At 67.0% G+C, this 16322-nt stretch carries 11 protein-coding genes and 1 pseudogene; all 12 read left to right on the forward strand.

The window, feature by feature from the left end; all coding sequences use genetic code 11:
• Nucleotides 1–21: 21 nt before the first annotated feature.
• The 12 genes and pseudogenes from hpaR to XI09_RS30310 all read left to right on the forward strand — a co-directional run bounded on the left by hpaR (nucleotide 22) and on the right by XI09_RS30310 (nucleotide 16212).
• On the forward strand, nucleotides 22–540 hold the full coding sequence (hpaR, locus tag XI09_RS30255; RefSeq protein ID WP_271570102.1) for a homoprotocatechuate degradation operon regulator HpaR: 519 nt from the start codon (nucleotides 22–24) through the stop codon (nucleotides 538–540).
• Nucleotides 479–955, forward strand: a pseudogene (locus tag XI09_RS30260) (Ldh family oxidoreductase); the annotation flags it as partial. The gene hpaR and the pseudogene XI09_RS30260, both read left to right, overlap by 62 nt.
• A 115-nt stretch (nucleotides 956–1070) precedes the next feature.
• Complete coding sequence (locus XI09_RS30265; RefSeq protein ID WP_200495192.1) at nucleotides 1071–1847, forward strand: HpcH/HpaI aldolase family protein; 777 nt, start codon at nucleotides 1071–1073, stop codon at nucleotides 1845–1847.
• A 96-nt stretch (nucleotides 1848–1943) separates the two neighbouring features.
• The gene (locus XI09_RS30270; RefSeq protein WP_271570103.1) at nucleotides 1944–3467 is read left to right on the forward strand and encodes a UxaA family hydrolase; all 1524 of its coding nucleotides are present in this window, start codon (nucleotides 1944–1946) and stop codon (nucleotides 3465–3467) included.
• Between the two features lie 242 nt (nucleotides 3468–3709).
• Nucleotides 3710–4228 (forward strand): PAS domain-containing protein, encoded by a 519-nt coding sequence (locus XI09_RS30275; RefSeq protein ID WP_271570104.1) that lies wholly within the window; start codon nucleotides 3710–3712, stop codon nucleotides 4226–4228.
• Nucleotides 4206–5510 (forward strand): methyl-accepting chemotaxis protein, encoded by a 1305-nt coding sequence (locus tag XI09_RS30280; protein WP_271570105.1) that lies wholly within the window; start codon nucleotides 4206–4208, stop codon nucleotides 5508–5510. Before XI09_RS30275 ends, XI09_RS30280 begins: the two co-directional genes overlap by 23 nt.
• A 257-nt stretch (nucleotides 5511–5767) precedes the next feature.
• A complete protein-coding gene (locus tag XI09_RS30285) occupies nucleotides 5768–9037 on the forward strand; it encodes a transglutaminase family protein (RefSeq protein WP_271570106.1) in 3270 nt (1089 codons plus the stop codon).
• 27 nt (nucleotides 9038–9064) lie between these two features.
• The gene (locus XI09_RS30290; protein ID WP_271570107.1) at nucleotides 9065–11578 is read left to right on the forward strand and encodes a circularly permuted type 2 ATP-grasp protein; all 2514 of its coding nucleotides are present in this window, start codon (nucleotides 9065–9067) and stop codon (nucleotides 11576–11578) included.
• Nucleotides 11575–12453 (forward strand): transglutaminase family protein, encoded by an 879-nt coding sequence (locus tag XI09_RS30295; protein ID WP_271570108.1) that lies wholly within the window; start codon nucleotides 11575–11577, stop codon nucleotides 12451–12453. The genes XI09_RS30290 and XI09_RS30295 overlap by 4 nt, the downstream gene beginning before the upstream one ends.
• A 302-nt stretch (nucleotides 12454–12755) precedes the next feature.
• Complete coding sequence (locus tag XI09_RS30300; protein ID WP_271570109.1) at nucleotides 12756–13583, forward strand: HD domain-containing protein; 828 nt, start codon at nucleotides 12756–12758, stop codon at nucleotides 13581–13583.
• 118 nt (nucleotides 13584–13701) lie between these two features.
• On the forward strand, nucleotides 13702–14598 hold the full coding sequence (locus XI09_RS30305) for an alpha/beta fold hydrolase (RefSeq protein WP_271570110.1): 897 nt from the start codon (nucleotides 13702–13704) through the stop codon (nucleotides 14596–14598).
• 90 nt (nucleotides 14599–14688) lie between these two features.
• Nucleotides 14689–16212: an FAD-dependent oxidoreductase gene (locus XI09_RS30310; protein ID WP_271570111.1), complete on the forward strand. Its 1524-nt coding sequence runs from the start codon at nucleotides 14689–14691 to the stop codon at nucleotides 16210–16212.
• Nucleotides 16213–16322 lie beyond the last annotated feature (110 nt).

Below are 16322 nucleotides of genomic sequence, written 5' to 3' on the forward strand. Positions count from 1 at the left end.
TTTGCGGCTTGAAAGGGCGTCATGACGAAGAGACCCGCCGATCCCGCCAACGCTAGCGCGCCTGCCGCACGGCAGGTTCCGATGCGCGACTTCTCGCGCTCGCTGCCGATGTCGCTGCTCAGGGCGCGCGAGGCAGTGATGCGGCAGTTTCGTCCCTCGCTGCGCGAGCACGGCCTGACCGAGCAGCAATGGCGCATCCTGCGTGCGCTGGCGGCCATCGAGGCGGCTGAGGTCACGGAACTCGCGCGCACGGCGTTCCTGCTCGGCCCGAGCCTGTCGCGCATCCTGCGCGATCTAGAGGCGCGCAATCTGATCGAGCGCAAGACCGCGAAGGCGGACCAGCGTCGCAGCATGGTCTCGATCTCGAAAGAGGGGGTGAAGCTGATGGCCTCCGTCGCGCCGACCTCGGAGGCAATCTACGCGGAGATCACCAGCCGCTTCGGCGCCCGCAAGCTCGCCGAATTGCAGGAGATGCTCGGCGAGCTCGAACGGAGTCTCGCGGGGCTTGGCGCCGGCAACGAGGCAAGTGCCGAGGAGTGAGGGCCGGGACCCGATCGTGCCGGACTTTGCGACCAGGGTCGTCGCCGAGGGCAAGGTGCCGGTGGCCGGCCGTGGCGGCAAGAAGCTGCCGAAGGGCGCGCTGATCGGAACCGGGGCCACCTCGGGCGTCCGCCGCTTCGCCAACGGCTTGCTGGCGTTCCATGTCGATCCCAAGGTGGTCGATACCTCCCATGTGTTCGATGCAGAGGTCTCGCGCTATGTCGACTTCATCCGCGCCACCAGGCCGGTGTCCGGGGGCGATCAGGTGCTGATTCCCGGCGATCCCGAGCGGAAAACCAGGGCCGAGCGCACCCAAAACGGCATCCCCTTGCCGGATGACACCTGGGCGGCGATAGTGAATACCGCCCGCGAGGTCGGCGTCAGCGAAATCAGCATCCAGAGGGCGACCGCATAGGTCTTGCGTCATTGCGAGCGTAGCGCGGCGCTCCGGTTCGCGGTAACAGCGACGTCGCGCTGTCGCGGCGCTCGTCATGGTGACGACGGTCCAAACAACAAAGAAGGAAGGCAACGTGGCGAACAAGGTCAAGGAAATCTGGAAGTCGGGCAAGGCCGTGGTCAACGCGTGGCTCGCGATTCCCTCCGGCTTCTCGGCCGAGATGATCGCGCAATGCGGCTTCGACAGCGTCACCGTCGACATGCAGCACGGCGTGCAGGACTATCTGTCGATGGTGCAGTGCTTCCAGGCCATGGACAAGCATCCGGTGACCCCGATGGTCCGCGTGCCCTGGAACGAGCCCGGCATCATCGGCAAGGTGCTGGATGGCGGCGCCTATGGCGTGATCTGCCCGATGGTCAACACGCCGCAGGAAGCCAGGAACCTCGTCTCCTATTCAAAATATCCGCCGCAGGGCGTGCGCTCCAACGGCCCGATCCGCGCCGGCATGTACGGCACCGCGGGTTCCTACCAGAAGACGGCGAACGCCGACACCATTCTGCTGCCGATGATGGAGACCAAAACCGCGGTCGAGAACATGGAAGCGATCCTCGACGTCGAGGGCATCGACGGCGTCTATATCGGCCCGTCCGACCTCGGCTTCTCCTACGGCCTCGAGCCCAAGCTCGACCGCACCGAGCCTGAGATCCTCGCGATCTACGACAAGATCATCAAGGAGTGCGGCAAGCGCGGCCTCAACCCGGGCATCCATTGCAGCGGCGCCGAAGGCGCGGCGCGCGCCATCAACATGGGCTTCAAGCTGGTGACGCTCTCGAACGAGGTCGGCCTGATGACGACCTACGCCAAGATGCAGGTCAACGCGACCCGCAAGGATTCCGCCGGCAAGGCCTAAGAAACTCGCGAATGGCGAATGGGGAGTAGCGAATATAAGGCTACTCCCTTTTTCCATTCGCCACTCGCTACTCACTATTCGCCCAAGGAGAGACACATGACCATCAGCCCCGTCATTCGCCTGCATCCCGATGATGGCGTGCTGATCGCGCGCGCGAGCCTGCCGCCGGGAACATCGGTGGCCGACGGCGTGACCACGGTCGAGCGCATTCCCTCCGGCCACAAGGTCGCGATCAAGCCGATCGCCGTGGGTGAGCCGATCAAGCGCTACGGCCAGATCATCGGCTTTGCCACGGTGCCGATCGCGCCGGGCCAGCACGTGCACACCCAGAATTGCGGCATGGGCGATTTCGCCAAGGACTATGCCTATTGCGCCGACGTCAAGCCGACGCCGAATTTCGACCTGCCGGCGACGTTCGAAGGCATCCGTCGCCCGGACGGCCGCGTCGCCACGCGAAACTATATCGGCATCCTCACTTCCGTGAATTGCAGCGCGCATGTCGCGAGCCTCGTCGCCGACGTCTTCAAGAAGAACCCCTTCACCGGCGACAATCCGCTGGCCGATTTCCCCAATGTCGACGGCGTGGTCGCGCTGACGCACAAGACCGGCTGCGGCATGACGCAGAACGAGCCGCTGGCGCTGCTTCGCCGCACGCTCGGCGGCTACGCGCGCCATGTCAATTTCTCCCACGTCATCGTGCTCGGCCTCGGCTGCGAGGTGAACCAGATCGGCGGCCTGATGGAAGAGCAGAAGCTCGCCGGCCGCCTCCGCGCGATGGACATCCAGGAGGTCGGCGGCACCCGCAAGACGGTGGAGGCGGGCATTGCCTTCGTGCGCGAGGCGCTGGCCGACGCCAACAAGGTGAAGCGCGAAACGGTGCCGGCAAGCGAGCTTACCGTGGCCCTGCAATGCGGCGGTTCCGACGGCTATTCCGGAGTATCCGCCAACCCGGCGCTGGGCGCCGCCAGCGACCTCGTCGTGCGTCACGGCGGCACCGTGATCCTGTCGGAGACGCCCGAGACCTACGGCGCCGAGCATCTGCTCACCCGCCGCGCCGTCAGCCGCGAGGTCGGCGAGAAGCTGGTCGATCTCATGCGCTGGTGGGACGCGTACACCGAGCGCGAAGGCGCCGAGATGAACGCCAATCCGAGCCCCGGGAACAAGGCCGGCGGCCTCACCACCATCTTGGAAAAGTCGCTCGGCGCGATGGCCAAGGCCGGCACCACCAACCTCGTCGAGGTGCTGCGCTATGCCGAGCCCATCACCAAGAAGGGTTTCGTGTTCATGGACACGCCTGGCTACGATCCCGTCGCGGCAACCGGGCAGGTCGCCGGCGGCGCCAATCTGGTCTGCTTCACCACCGGCCGCGGCAGCGTGTTCGGCTGCAAGCCGGCGCCCTCGATCAAGCTCGCCACCAACACGCCGATGTACAAGCGCATGGAAGAGGACATGGACGTCAACTGCGGCACCATCCTCGAAGGCGAGGAGAGCGTCGAGCAATGCGGCCAGCGCATCTTCGAGCTCATCCTCAAGACGGCCTCGGGCCAGCCGACCAAGAGCGAGAGCTTCGATTTCGGCGGCGCCGAGTTCGCCCCCTGGGTGCTGGGCGCGACGATGTAGTCGCGTTTGGCGCGCGGCGCAGTGCAAACGCAAATCAAAAGCCGTCGGAAGCGGTGCCCGCGACGATATCGGCAACCCGTGTGGTTGGCCGAGATGCAACGATCGTTCGCTACGTAATGATACGGAGGCGGGCGCCTCGCGCAGGCGTTTCCGGGATTACGTCTGGTTAACACTGTTGCCATAGACAGGGGGCGTTGCGCTCCGCAGCGTTGCGGACCGGCCTTTATCCGAGGATCGAACCGATGCAAGCGATACGTCCCACTGGGGTGGAAAATCTCCTCGGTGAGGAGGAGCTGATCGTATCGAAGACCGATCTCAAGGGCCGCATCACCTACGCCAATGACATTTTCCTCCGCATGGCGAAATACAGCTATGCCGAGCTGATGGGCGCCCCCCATAGCCTGATCCGCCACCCCGACATGCCGCGCTGCGTCTTCAAGCTGCTCTGGGACACGCTTCAGTCCAGGCAGGAGATCTTCGCCTACGTCGTCAATCTGGCGAAGGACGGCAGTCATTACTGGGTGTTCGCCCACGTCACGCCGACGTTCGACGAGCGCGGCAATATCGTCGGCTATCACTCCAACCGTCGCAAGCCGGATCCGGCGCAGGTCGAGCGCATCAAGCCGATCTACAAGACGCTGTGCGCGGAAGAGGCGCGGCATGCCAATGCCAAGGACGGCATGCATGCGAGCTTCAATGCGATGGTCGGCCTGCTCAAGCAACAGGGTGTCGGTTACGATGAATTTGTGCTCTCTCTCTAAGGCACAGGGAGCGACCGCGCTCGCGTGTGTTCTCGCCGTCGTTGCGTTCGTCCTCTCGCTCCTGGGCGTGGCCGGAATCTCCGGTGCGGCACTGCCTGGCGCGACGGTCGTGCTGCTCGGCCATGCAGTCTGGTGCCAGCGTCGCACGGCGGTGGCCGTCGATGAGGTCGCGGATGTGTGCCGCAAGGCGGCGCGCGGCGATCTCGAGGCGCGCATTTTGAGTGAGCGGCAGGCCGGGCGGATCGGCGCGATCCAGAAGTCGGTCAACGACATGCTCGACATCACCGATGCCTTCCAGCGTGAAGCCTCGGCGTCGATGGACTATGCCAGCCGCGGCAAGTATTTCCGCAAGATCCTGGCGCGCGGATTGCCCGGCTCGTTCCGCCGTTCGGCCGCCGTCATCAATTCCGGCACCGACAGTCTCGGCCGCAGGGTCGTCGAGATCGCGGACCTCGCACAGCAGTTCGGCACGCATCTCGACCAGGTGGCCGGCACCCTCATGGGGGCCGCGACCGATCTCGAAACCGACGCCGGCCAGATGGCGGCGGCGGCCGAGAAGACCAGCCGGCAGACCTCCGGCGTGCTCAGCGCGTCCGATCATGCCTCGCGCAACGTCGCCACCGTCGCCAGCGCCGCGGAACAGCTTGCGTCCTCGATTTCCGAGATCGGGCGTCAGGTGACCGGCTCGACCGCGAGCACCGGACGCGCCGTGAACGAAGCCAATCGCGCCGGCAGCGAGATCCGCACGCTTGCGGATGCAGCGATGCGGATCGGCGACGTCGTCAAGCTGATCAGCGAGATCGCCGAGCAGACCAACCTCCTGGCGCTCAACGCCACGATCGAGGCGGCGCGTGCGGGCGAGGCCGGTCGCGGCTTCGCGGTGGTGGCCTCCGAGGTCAAGAGCCTCGCCAACCAGACCGCGAAGGCGACCGAGGAGATCAGCGCCAAGGTCGGCGAGATGCAGCAATCGACGACCAATTCGGTCGCAGCGGTCGAGGCGATCGCGCAGACCATCGCCGAGATCGACGGAATCACCGCGTCGATCGCGACCTCGATCGAGCAGCAGGGGCTTGCCACCCGCGAGATCGCCCGCAACGTCCAGGAGGCGTCGGCCGGCACCTCACAGGTCTCCTCCAACGTGACAGGCATCAGCGAAGCCGCCGCCGACACGGGGCGGGTCGCGAGCCGCGTCAACAGCGCCTCCGAGCGCGTCCATGGTGAGGTCGAGACGCTCCGGCGCGAGGTCACGCAGTTCCTGCAGCGGCTGACGTCGGCGGCGTAACGTCACCCCACACGAGGTCGTCATGCCCGGGCTTGTCCCGGGCATCCACGTTCTTGCGACCGCAAAAGAAGGTCGTGGATGGCCGGGACAAGCCCGGCCATGACGCCGTGGGGGCTCTAGAGCGCCAACTCTCAAGTCTTATGCGATTGCCCCCGGACGACCGGGATACTTCCTAGGCACCCTCTGCCCGTTGTTAGTGCTTGATCGCACTGACGTCAGGTGTTCTGCTCAAAAAAGCTGCTGGAGCACCGCACCCCGTGTCGATCTACGTCGCATTACACCACGTCACGCACTACAAATACGACCGCCCGATCGATCTCGGCCCGCAGACGATCCGTCTGCGGCCGGCGCCGCACACACGCACGCCGATCCTGAGCTATTCGCTCAAAGTCACGCCTGCCAACCACTTCGTGAACTGGCAACAGGACCCGCAGGGCAACTGGCTGGCGCGCTACGTTTTTCCGGAGAAGACGACCGAGCTGAAATTCGAGGTCGATTTCACGGCGCAGATGACCGTGGTCAACCCGTTCGACTTCTTCGTCGAGCCCTATGCCGACAGCTTCCCGTTCGAGTACCCCAAGGACCTGAAGACGGAGCTGGCGCCCTATCTCGAGACTGTCAAGCCGGATCGCCTGTTCGCGAAATTTCTCGACACGATCCCGCACGAAGCCCCGAACACCGTCAACTTCCTGGTCGATCTCAATCGCGAGCTTCAGAAGCACGTCCGCTACATCATCCGCATGGAGCCGGGCGTGCAGACGCCGGAGGAGACGCTCTCCGCTGGCGCCGGCTCATGCCGCGACTCCGCCTGGCTCCTGATCCAGACGCTGCGCCATCTCGGGCTCGCCGCCCGTTTCGTCTCCGGCTACCTGATCCAGATCCGTCCCGACATCGATCCGATCGAGGGACCGCCCGAGGTCGAGAACGACTTTACCGACCTGCACGCCTGGGCCGAGGTCTACCTGCCGGGCGCGGGCTGGATCGGGTTCGACGCCACCTCCGGCATGCTGGCGGGCGAGGGGCATATCCCGGTGGCCGCGACGCCGCATTATCGCTCGGCCGCGCCGATCTCCGGCGGTGCCGGCTTCGCCGAGGTCGAGTTTGCCTTCGACATGAGCGTCAAGCGCATCCGCGAGGCGCCGCGCATCACCAAGCCGTTCTCCGACGAATCCTGGGCGCGCCTCAACGATCTCGGCGAGCAGGTCGACGGCGATCTCGCCGACCAGGACGTGCGGCTCACCATGGGCGGCGAGCCGACCTTCGTCTCGGTCGACGATCTGGAAGCGGGGGAGTGGAACACGGAGGCCGTCGGCCCGACCAAGCGCGCGCTCGGCGACGATCTGATCCGCCGGCTGCGCGCGCGCTTCGCGCCGGGTGGCCTGCTGCATTACGGCCAGGGCAAATGGTATCCCGGCGAGAGCCTGCCGCGCTGGGCCTTCGGCCTGTACTGGCGCAAGGACGGCGTGCCGATCTGGAAGAACGTTGACCTGATCGCCAAGATCGAAAATCCGCGGCCAGCCGGGACGAAGGACGCTGAGGCCTTTATGGAGGGCGCGGCGCTGCGGCTTGGGCTCGATCCTGGCTACATCATGCCGGCCTTTGAAGACACCGCACTCTGGCTTCAGAAGGAAGCCGAGCTTCCCGTCAATGTCGATCCGACCGACTCCAAATTGTCCGATCCGGAGGCACGTGCGCGGATCGCGCGGGTGTTCGAGCAGGGCCTCAACACGCCGCGCGGCTTCGTGCTGCCGGTGCAGCGCTGGAACGCGCCGCCGCGCTGGCGCAGCGAGCGCTGGACGCTCCGGCGCAACCATCTGTTCCTGACGCCGGGCGATTCCCCGCTCGGCCTGCGCCTGCCGATCGGCTCGCTCGGCTACGTCCCGCCGAACCAATATCCCTACATCATCGAGCGCGACCCGATGGAGCCACGTGGCAAGCTGCCGGTGTTCACGCTCGCCGCGCGCCCGGAAGCTCCGCCACGGGTCGCGCCCGAGCATCTCAACACGTCGGTTCCGGTGCGCACCGCGATGTCGGTCGAAGTCCGCGACGGCGTGCTCTGCGCCTTCATGCCGCCGGTCGAGCGCATCGAGGATTATCTCGAACTGGTCGCGGCGCTGGAAGCGACCGCCGAGGAGATGCAGCTCCAGGTCCATGTCGAAGGTTATCCGCCGCCGTTCGACCCGCGCATCGAGGTCATCAAGGTGACGCCCGACCCCGGCGTCATCGAGATCAACATCCAGCCGGCCAAGAGCTGGCGCGATGCGGTCGACATCACCTCCGGCCTCTATGAGGACGCGGCGAAGGTGCGCCTCGGCGCCAACCGCTTCCTGGTCGACGGCCGCCACACCGGCACCGGCGGCGGCAACCATGTCGTGGTCGGCGGCTCCTCACCGCAGGACTCGCCGTTCCTGCGCCGGCCCGATCTGCTGAAGAGTCTGGTCTTGTACTGGCAGCGGCATCCGTCGCTGTCCTACTTCTTCTCCGGCCTCTTCATCGGCCCGACCAGCCAGGCGCCGCGCATCGACGAAGCGCGGCACGACAGCATCTACGAGCTCGAGATCGCGCTGTCGCACGTGCCGCCGCCGGGTTACCAGACGCCGTTGTGGCTGGTGGACCGGCTGTTCCGGCACCTGCTCGTCGACATCACCGGCAACACCCACCGCGCCGAGATCTGCATCGACAAGCTCTATTCGCCCGATGGTCCGACGGGACGGCTCGGCCTCGTCGAATTCCGCGCGCTCGAAATGCCGCCCGATCCGCGCATGTCGCTGGCGCAGCAGCTGCTGATCCGCGCGCTGATCGCAAGGTTCTGGCGCGAGCCGCAACAAGGCAAGTTCGTGCGCTGGGGCACCGCGCTGCATGACCGCTACATGCTGCCGCATTTCATCTGGGAAGACTTTCTGGACGTGCTCTCCGAGCTGAAGCAGTTCGGTTACCCGTTCGAGCCGGAATGGTATCTGGCCCAGCTCGAATTCCGCTTCCCCGCCTTCGGCCGCGTCCATCACGGCGGCGTGACGCTGGAGCTGCGTCAGGCGCTGGAGCCCTGGCACGTGCTGGGCGAGGAGGGCTCGGCCGGCGGCACCGTGCGCTATGTCGACTCATCGGTCGAGCGGCTTCAGGTCAAGGCGGAGGGTTTTGTCGAGGGCCGCCATATCGTCACCTGCAACGGCCGCCGCCTGCCGATGACCTCGACCGGCCGCTCGGCGGAGGCCGTGGCCGGCGTCCGTTTCAAGGCCTGGCAGCCGGCCTCCGGCCTGCACCCGACCATTCCGGTTCACGCGCCGCTGACCTTCGACCTGATCGACACCTGGAACGGCCGCTCGCTCGGCGGCTGCGTCTATCACGTCGCCCATCCCGGCGGCCGCAGCTACGACACCAAGCCGGTCAACACCTACGAGGCCGAGGCGCGGCGGCTGGCGCGCTTCCAGGACCACGGGCATACGCCGGGGCCGATGCAGCCGCCGCCCGAGGAACGCACAAATGAGTTTCCGCTGACCCTCGACTTGCGGACCCCGCTCCTGCAATGAGTATGATGGTGGGGCAGGGAGAGGCGCATGGGCGAGGGCGCAGCCGAAGGGGACGACAAGGCGGGTAGGGCGCAAAGCCAGCGCCGCCTCGCGCAATGGGTCCGCGACTATCGCCGCCTGCCCGGCATTCCCGACGAATTCCTGGGGCCCGACGGCGCCCCGCGCGCGGTCTGGAGCCGCTTCTTCGACGCCTTCGGGGCGCTTGCGCCCGACGAGATCGAGCGGCGGTTCGGCATGGCCGACCGTCACCTCCGCGAGGCCGGCGTCACCTACCGCGCCCCCGGCGACAGTGCCGACCGGCCGTGGTCGCTCAGCCATCTGCCGCTGCTGATCGACGAGGCCGACTGGAAGCAGCTTTGCGCCGGCATCACCCAGCGCGCCGAGCTGCTCGAGCTCGTGCTGCGCGACATCTATGGCGAGGGCCGGCTGGTCGCGGAAGGCGCGCTGCCGGCGGCCGCGATTGCCGGCAGTCCCGAATATCTCCGTCCCGTCTGCGGCGTGCCGCCGCCGGGCGGGCGCTACCTCTCGCTCTATGCCGCCGATGTCGGCCGCGGGCCCGACGGCCGCTGGTGGGTGCTCGGCGACCGCACGCAGGCCCCATCGGGCGCGGGCTACGCGCTGGAAAACCGCCTCGTGCTCTCGCGTGCCTTCTCCGATCTCTACAAGTCGATGAACGTGCCGCGCGTCGCGCCGTTCTTCGAGGCGTTTCGCGACAGTCTTCGCGCACGCGCCGATCGCGACGAGCCGCGGATCGGCGTGCTCACCCCCGGCAGCTTCAGCGAGACCTATTTCGAGCACGCCACGCTGGCGCGCTATCTCGGCTTCCTCCTGGTCGAGGGCGACGATCTCGCCGTCAGCGACAACCGCGTCCACATCCGTACCGTCGCGGGCCTCAAGCGGCTCGACGTGCTGCTCCGCCGCGTCGATTCCAACTCGCTCGATCCGCTCGAGCTCGATGCGTCTTCGCGGCTGGGCGTGCCCGGCCTGATCGACGTGCTGCGCAAGGACGGCGTCGTCGTCGCCAACATGCCGGGCTCCGGCGTGCTGGAGGCGAGGGCGATGCTCGGCTTCCTGCCGGCGCTTAGCCGCCGCCTGCTCGGCGAGGAGCTGAAGATGCCGCACATCGCGACCTGGTGGTGCGGCCAGCGCTCGGCGCGCGAGGAGGTGCTGTCGCGGCTCGACGAGGTCGCGATCGAGGGCGCCTACCGGCGCGGCGTTCCCGGTTTCGACAGCAACGGCCCGGTGCTCGCGAGCGAGCTCGACGCCGGCGGGCGCCAGCGCCTGATCGACGCCATCGGCACGCGCGGCATGGACTATGTCGGCCAGGAGGTGGTGCGGCTCTCGACCATGCCGGTGTGGGAGCAGGGCCAGATCACGCCGCGTCCCTTCGTGCTGCGCGTGTTCGCCGCCGCCACGTCCGACGGTTGGGCCATCATGCCCGGCGGCTTCTGCCGCATCGCCGAACAGGCCGATGCGCGCGCGGTGTCGATGGGCGACGGCGCCCGCGCCGCCGACGTCTGGGTCGTCTCGGGCAAGCAGGTCTCGACCGCGACCCTGCTGCCCGCGACCGACAAGGTGCGGATCCGCCGCATCGCCGGCGTGCTGCCGAGCCGCGCCGCCGACAATCTGTTCTGGCTCGGCCGCTATCTCGAACGCGCCGAGGCGACGCTGCGGCTGGTGCGCGCGCTCGGCTCGCCGAGCGGGCCCAACAAGGGCACCGCGGCCTCGCTGCAATCGGCCGAACGCATCCAGCGCCTGCTGGTAGCCTGGGGCGCGATCTCGCAGACCTCGCGCGCGGCGCCGGGGCGGATCGCCGCCGAGGCGTTGCAGAGCGCGGAGCGTTTCGGCTCGGCCTTGTCGCTGGTGCGCGCGGCGCAGCGCACCGCGACCTCCCTGCGCGAGCGGCTGTCGCCCGATGCCTGGCAGGTCATCACCGAGATGACCGAGCGCCTCGCCTACGAGGTCGAGGACGACGACAGCGTGCTGAGCGCGGCCGAGCTGACCTTGCAGGAGCTGGCGAGCTTTGCCGGCCTTGCGCAGGAGAACATGAACCGCGCCGCCGGCTGGCGCTTCCTCGACATCGGCCGCCGCACCGAGCGCGCCATCAACACCACACGCTTCGCGCGCCAGTTCGCCTATGACGAGGCCGGCGACGAGGATCTCGACATCCTGCTGACGCTGGTGGATTCCCAGATCACCTATCGCTCGCGCTATCTGCTGGCGCCGATCCTGGCGCCGGTGCGTGACCTCGCGGTGCTCGACGGCTACAACCCGCGTTCGGTCGCCTTCCAGGTCGCGACGCTGAACGAGCACATCGCGGCGCTGCCGAGCCTGAAGGAGCACGGCCTGATCGAGCAGCCGCAGCGCCTCGCAGTCGCAGTGCAGGCGATGCTGGCGACGGCCGAGGCCGAGAAGCTCGAGGTCAAGACGCTGTTCTCGCTGGAGCAGGATCTGCTCAGCCTCGCCGAGGCGATCGGGCTGCATTACTTCCCGCATGGCCCGAACGCCAGCCGGCCGGAAAAGCTGACGGGGCTGGCGTGATCTACGACATCCGTCACGTCACCAGCTACGAATACGAGAGCCCGGTCAGCTTCGCCCGCTGCACGCTGCGGCTGGAGCCGAGGAGTGGCGGCGGCCAAGAGCTGATCTCGCACCATGTCGAGATTCGTCCGCGCCCCTCCGAGCGCAACGTGCGGCGCGACTTTTTCGGCACGCTGACCGAGAGCGTCGTGATCGAGGCCGCGCATCGCAACTTGCGCATCGACTCGCGCTCGCGCGTCTCGGTCTCGCGCCGGCCGCCGGCGCGCGATGCTGGCAGCCCGGCCTGGGAGAGCATTCGCGACATTGCCTTCGAGGCGACCAGCCTCGGGCCGTCATCGCCGGTCGGCTACGTCTTTGCGAGTCCGCTGGTGCCGGTGCTGCGTCCGGTCAGTGCCTATGCGGCGACGAGCTTTGCGCCCGGCGCGGGCATCCTCGCCGGCGCGGTCGATCTCATGCACCGCATCCGCACCGAGTTTCGCTACGATCCCAAGGCGACGGTGATCTCGACGCCGCTCAACGAGGTCTTCGACAAGCGCCATGGCGTCTGCCAGGACTTTGCCCATGTGATGATCGCAGGACTGCGCGGGCTCGGGCTGCCGGCGGCCTATGTCAGCGGCTATCTGCGCACCATTCCGCCGCCGGGCCAGCCGCGGCTGCAAGGCGCCGACGCCACTCATGCCTGGGTGTCGCTGTGGTGCGGGTCGGAGCTCGGCTGGGTCGATCTCGATCCGACCAACGATCTTCTGGTCGCCAATGACCATATCGTGCTCGCGGTCGCGCGCGACTTCTCCGACGTCTCGCCGGTCGATGGTATCATCGTCGGTTCGCCGAAGCAGAAGCTCGGCGTCGCCGTCGACGTGCTGCTGGTGGAATGACCGCGGGCCTCCGCCATGCCGGCACCGTCCAGGACGATGCAGGCGCATGCGCCGGCCGGCGGTCCATTCCGGTGCCCTCTCGCCGACGTCCGGCGGCCGCAGTCCTGCTCGGCCCGTCCTGGGTGCATCGCGCCGTAACCGCAACCGCGATGTCGCAGCACGCAACTGCAACATATTTCCGTATTTTTGTTCCGGGATTTGGTCACCCGGCCCAAGATGGGCTATGCTGGCCTCTGCGTCGAGGACAAGAATGAGACGTCGGGAGTTGACGTGGGACACCACCGACAAGCGGGGCTGCATCCATGATCACGTTGCCGAGACTGGCAGCCGAATCCCTGGAGAAGTTGCTGGGCACATTCATGCGTCGCCGGTACGACGAGTCCTCTGCCAGGGTGCTGGAGGGCTCGACGCGCACCGCGATGGAATGCATCGGCAACAGCGACGCGCTGTACCACAACATCGAGCATACGATGCTGGTGACGCTGGCCGCCCAGGCCATCCTCACGGGACGTAATCTCCATGCCCATCTTGCGGCGGAGGACTACCTCCATATCCTGATCGCCTGCCTTGCGCACGACATCGGCTATGTCCGCGGCCTGTTTCCGGAGGATGACGAAGACGGTTTCATCATCGACGAGGCCGGGACCAAGGTGTCGCTGCCGCGCGGCGCCTCGGATGCCAGCCTGATGATGTATCACGTCGATCGCTCGAAACTTTTTGTGCGGCGGCGGCTGCCGCCGATCCGCGGTATCGACAGCGAGCGCGTCGCCCGCGCCATCGAGGGAACACGCTTCCCGGCCCGCGAAGGGCAGGAGTATGACGACGATGCCTCGATCCTGCGCGCCGCCGACTTCATCGGCCAGCTCGGCGATCCCAACTACCTGCGCAAGGCCAATGCGCTCTATTACGAATTCGAAGAGGTCGGCATCAACCGCCAGCTCGGCTACGATTCGCCCGCCGACATCGTGAACCGCTATCCGCAATTCTACTGGAACAGCGTCGCACCGCATATTCAGACCGAGATCGGCTACCTCAACAAGACCGAGATCGGCCGGCAGTGGATCGCCAACCTCTACAGCAACGTGTTCCGCGCCGAACGCGAGATCTCGCTGTCGGGCCCGCAGAAGTAGGGGACGCTTCTAGCCTTGTAGCCCGGATGAGCGAAGCGATATCCGGGTCCGGTGTCGCCAACCCCCGGATGTCGCTCCGCTCATCCGGGCTACGAAGTCGCAACTCCGTAAGAAAACCATGCAACAAAAGACCATCACCACGGATGTCCTCGACATCGCCTATCTCGAATATGGTGCGCCTGATGGCTGGCCCTGCATCATGGGCCACGGCTTCCCCTACGACGTGAACGCCTATGCCGAGACTGCGCCGATCATCGCGCAGGCGGGCGCGCGGGTGCTGGTGCCCTGGCTGCGCGGCTACGGGCCGACGCGGTTTCGTTTCCCGGAAACGCTGCGCTCCGGCGAGCAGGCGGCGCTGGGCGCCGACCTGCTGGCCTTCATGGACGCGCTTCGCATCGAACGTGCGGTCGTCGGCGGCTATGACTGGGGCGGCCGCGCGGCCTGCGTGGTTGCGGCGCTGTACCCCGCGCGCGTTGTCGGGCTCGTCTCCGGCAATTCCTACAACATCCAGGACATCGCCCGCTCCATGGAGCCGGGCTCCCCGGCGCATGAGGCGGCGCTCTGGTATCAATATCTCTTCCACAACGAGCGCGGCCGCCGCGCGCTGGAGCGCAACCGGCGCGGCTTCGCCCGCCAGCTCTGGTCGATGTGGTCGCCGACATGGGCCTTTGACGATGCGACGTTCGAGCGGAGCGCGATCTCGTTCGACAACCCTGACTTCGTCGATGTCGTGATCCACTCCTACCGCCACCGCTACGCGCTGGTCGCGGGCGATCCCGCCTATGCCGGGATCGAGGAAAGGCTTGCGGCACAGCCGCCGATCCGCGTCCCGACGATCGCAATCGACGGCGACAGCGACGGCGTCAATTCCGGCACCGCCCATCACGCGCGCAAGTTCGAGGGCTTTTTCGAGCGGCGCGTGTTCGCAGGCGCCGGTCATAACCTGCCGCAGGAGCGGCCGGCCGAATGGGCGCAGGCGGTGGTTGGCGTGCGCAGGGCCGCTGCCGGGCCCTGATTTTCACGATCGCAGGAACTTTTCGCCGGTCCCGCCGTCCAATCCCGAGCTGCGTGTTGAGCTGCGTGTTGAGCTGCGAGGGAGATGACCATGAGCGAGGAAAGCAAGCCGAGCGGACCGGATCTGACCAAGGGCGTGGCGCTCACCGCGTTCAAGGACGGCAAGCTGCTCGGCCATGTCGGCAAGGAAGATGTGCTGCTGGTCCAGGCGGGCGGCGAGGTCTTCGCGATCGAGCCCGCCTGCAGCCATTATCACGGCCCGCTCGCCGAAGGCCTGGTGGTGGACGACACCATCCGCTGCCCCTGGCATCACGCCTGCTTCTCCTTGCGATCAGGCGAGGCGACGCGCCCGCCCGCCTTGAACGCGCTGGCGGTGTGGGAGGTGACGCGGGAGCAGGACAGGATCATCGTTCAGCGCAAGCTTGAGGCACCGAAGCCGCCGGCGACGCACCGCAGCGCGCCGGCGCCCGAGAAATTCGTCATCGTCGGCGGCGGCGCGGCCGGCTTTGCGGCGGCCGAGATGCTCCGGCGCGAGGGCTTTGCCGGCGCCATCACCATGCTCAGCAATGACGGTGCCACGCCGGTCGACCGGCCGAACCTCTCCAAGGACTATCTCGCCGGCAACGCACCGGAGGATTGGCTGCCGCTGCGGGGCGAGGACTATTATCAGGATGCGGGCATCGATCTCGGGCTCGACACCAATGTTTCAGCCATCGATCCGAAGGCGCGCAGCGTGACGCTGGGCAATGGCGACAAGCTGCCGTTCGACCGGTTGCTGCTTGCGACCGGCGCCGAGCCGGTCAAATTGCAGATTCCCGGCGCCGACCAGCCCCATGTCCACACCTTGCGCTCCGTCGCCGACAGCCGCGCCATCATCAAGGCGGCCGGCAGCGCCAAGCGCGCGCTGGTGATCGGCGCCAGCTTCATCGGGCTGGAAGTCGCGGCCTCCTTGCGGGCGCGCAAGCTCGAAGTGCACGTGGTCGCCCCGGAGGAGCGGCCGATGCAAAAGGTGCTCGGCCCCGAGATGGGCGACTTCGTTCGCTCGCTGCATGAAGAGAACGGCGTCAACTTCCACCTGGAGGACACGGTCGAGAGGATCGACGGCACGCGCGCCACGTTGAAGAGCGGAGCCGTGATCGAGGCTGACCTGATTGTTGTCGGCATCGGCGTCAGGCCGCGCCTTGCGCTCGCCGAGCGGGCAGGGCTTGCGACCGATCGCGGCGTGAGCGTGAATGAATATCTCGAGACCAGCGTCCCAGGCATCTTTGCCGCAGGTGACATCGCGCGCTGGCCCGATCCGCATTCAGGCCAGAACATCCGCGTTGAGCACTGGGTGGTGGCGGAGCGGCAGGGCCAGACCGCGGCACGCAACATGCTGGGCCGGCGTGAACGCTTCGATGCCGTGCCGTTCTTCTGGAGCCAGCACTACGATGTGCCGATCAACTATGTCGGCCACGCCGAGAGTTTTGACGACATCGTGATCGACGGCAGCATCGCAGGCAAGGACTGTCTGCTGAAGTACCGCAGTCGCGGCCGCGTGCTTGCGGTCGCCTCGATTTACCGCGATCTCGACAGTCTCAAGGCCGAGCTCGACATGGAGCGGCGGGGTTCGTGAGCCGCTGCCGTCGCGTGGCGGTGCCCCCGGCGAGCCAATTCACCTGCCGGATTGTCGCAGGAGAGGAGCCGGGACGGCCGGGCGGCTTCCCTCGCGCTTGTCGCACGTAT

The sequence above is a fragment of the Bradyrhizobium sp. CCBAU 11386 genome (genome assembly GCF_028128955.1).
In the GTDB taxonomy this organism is placed as follows: Bacteria; Pseudomonadota; Alphaproteobacteria; order Rhizobiales; family Xanthobacteraceae; genus Bradyrhizobium.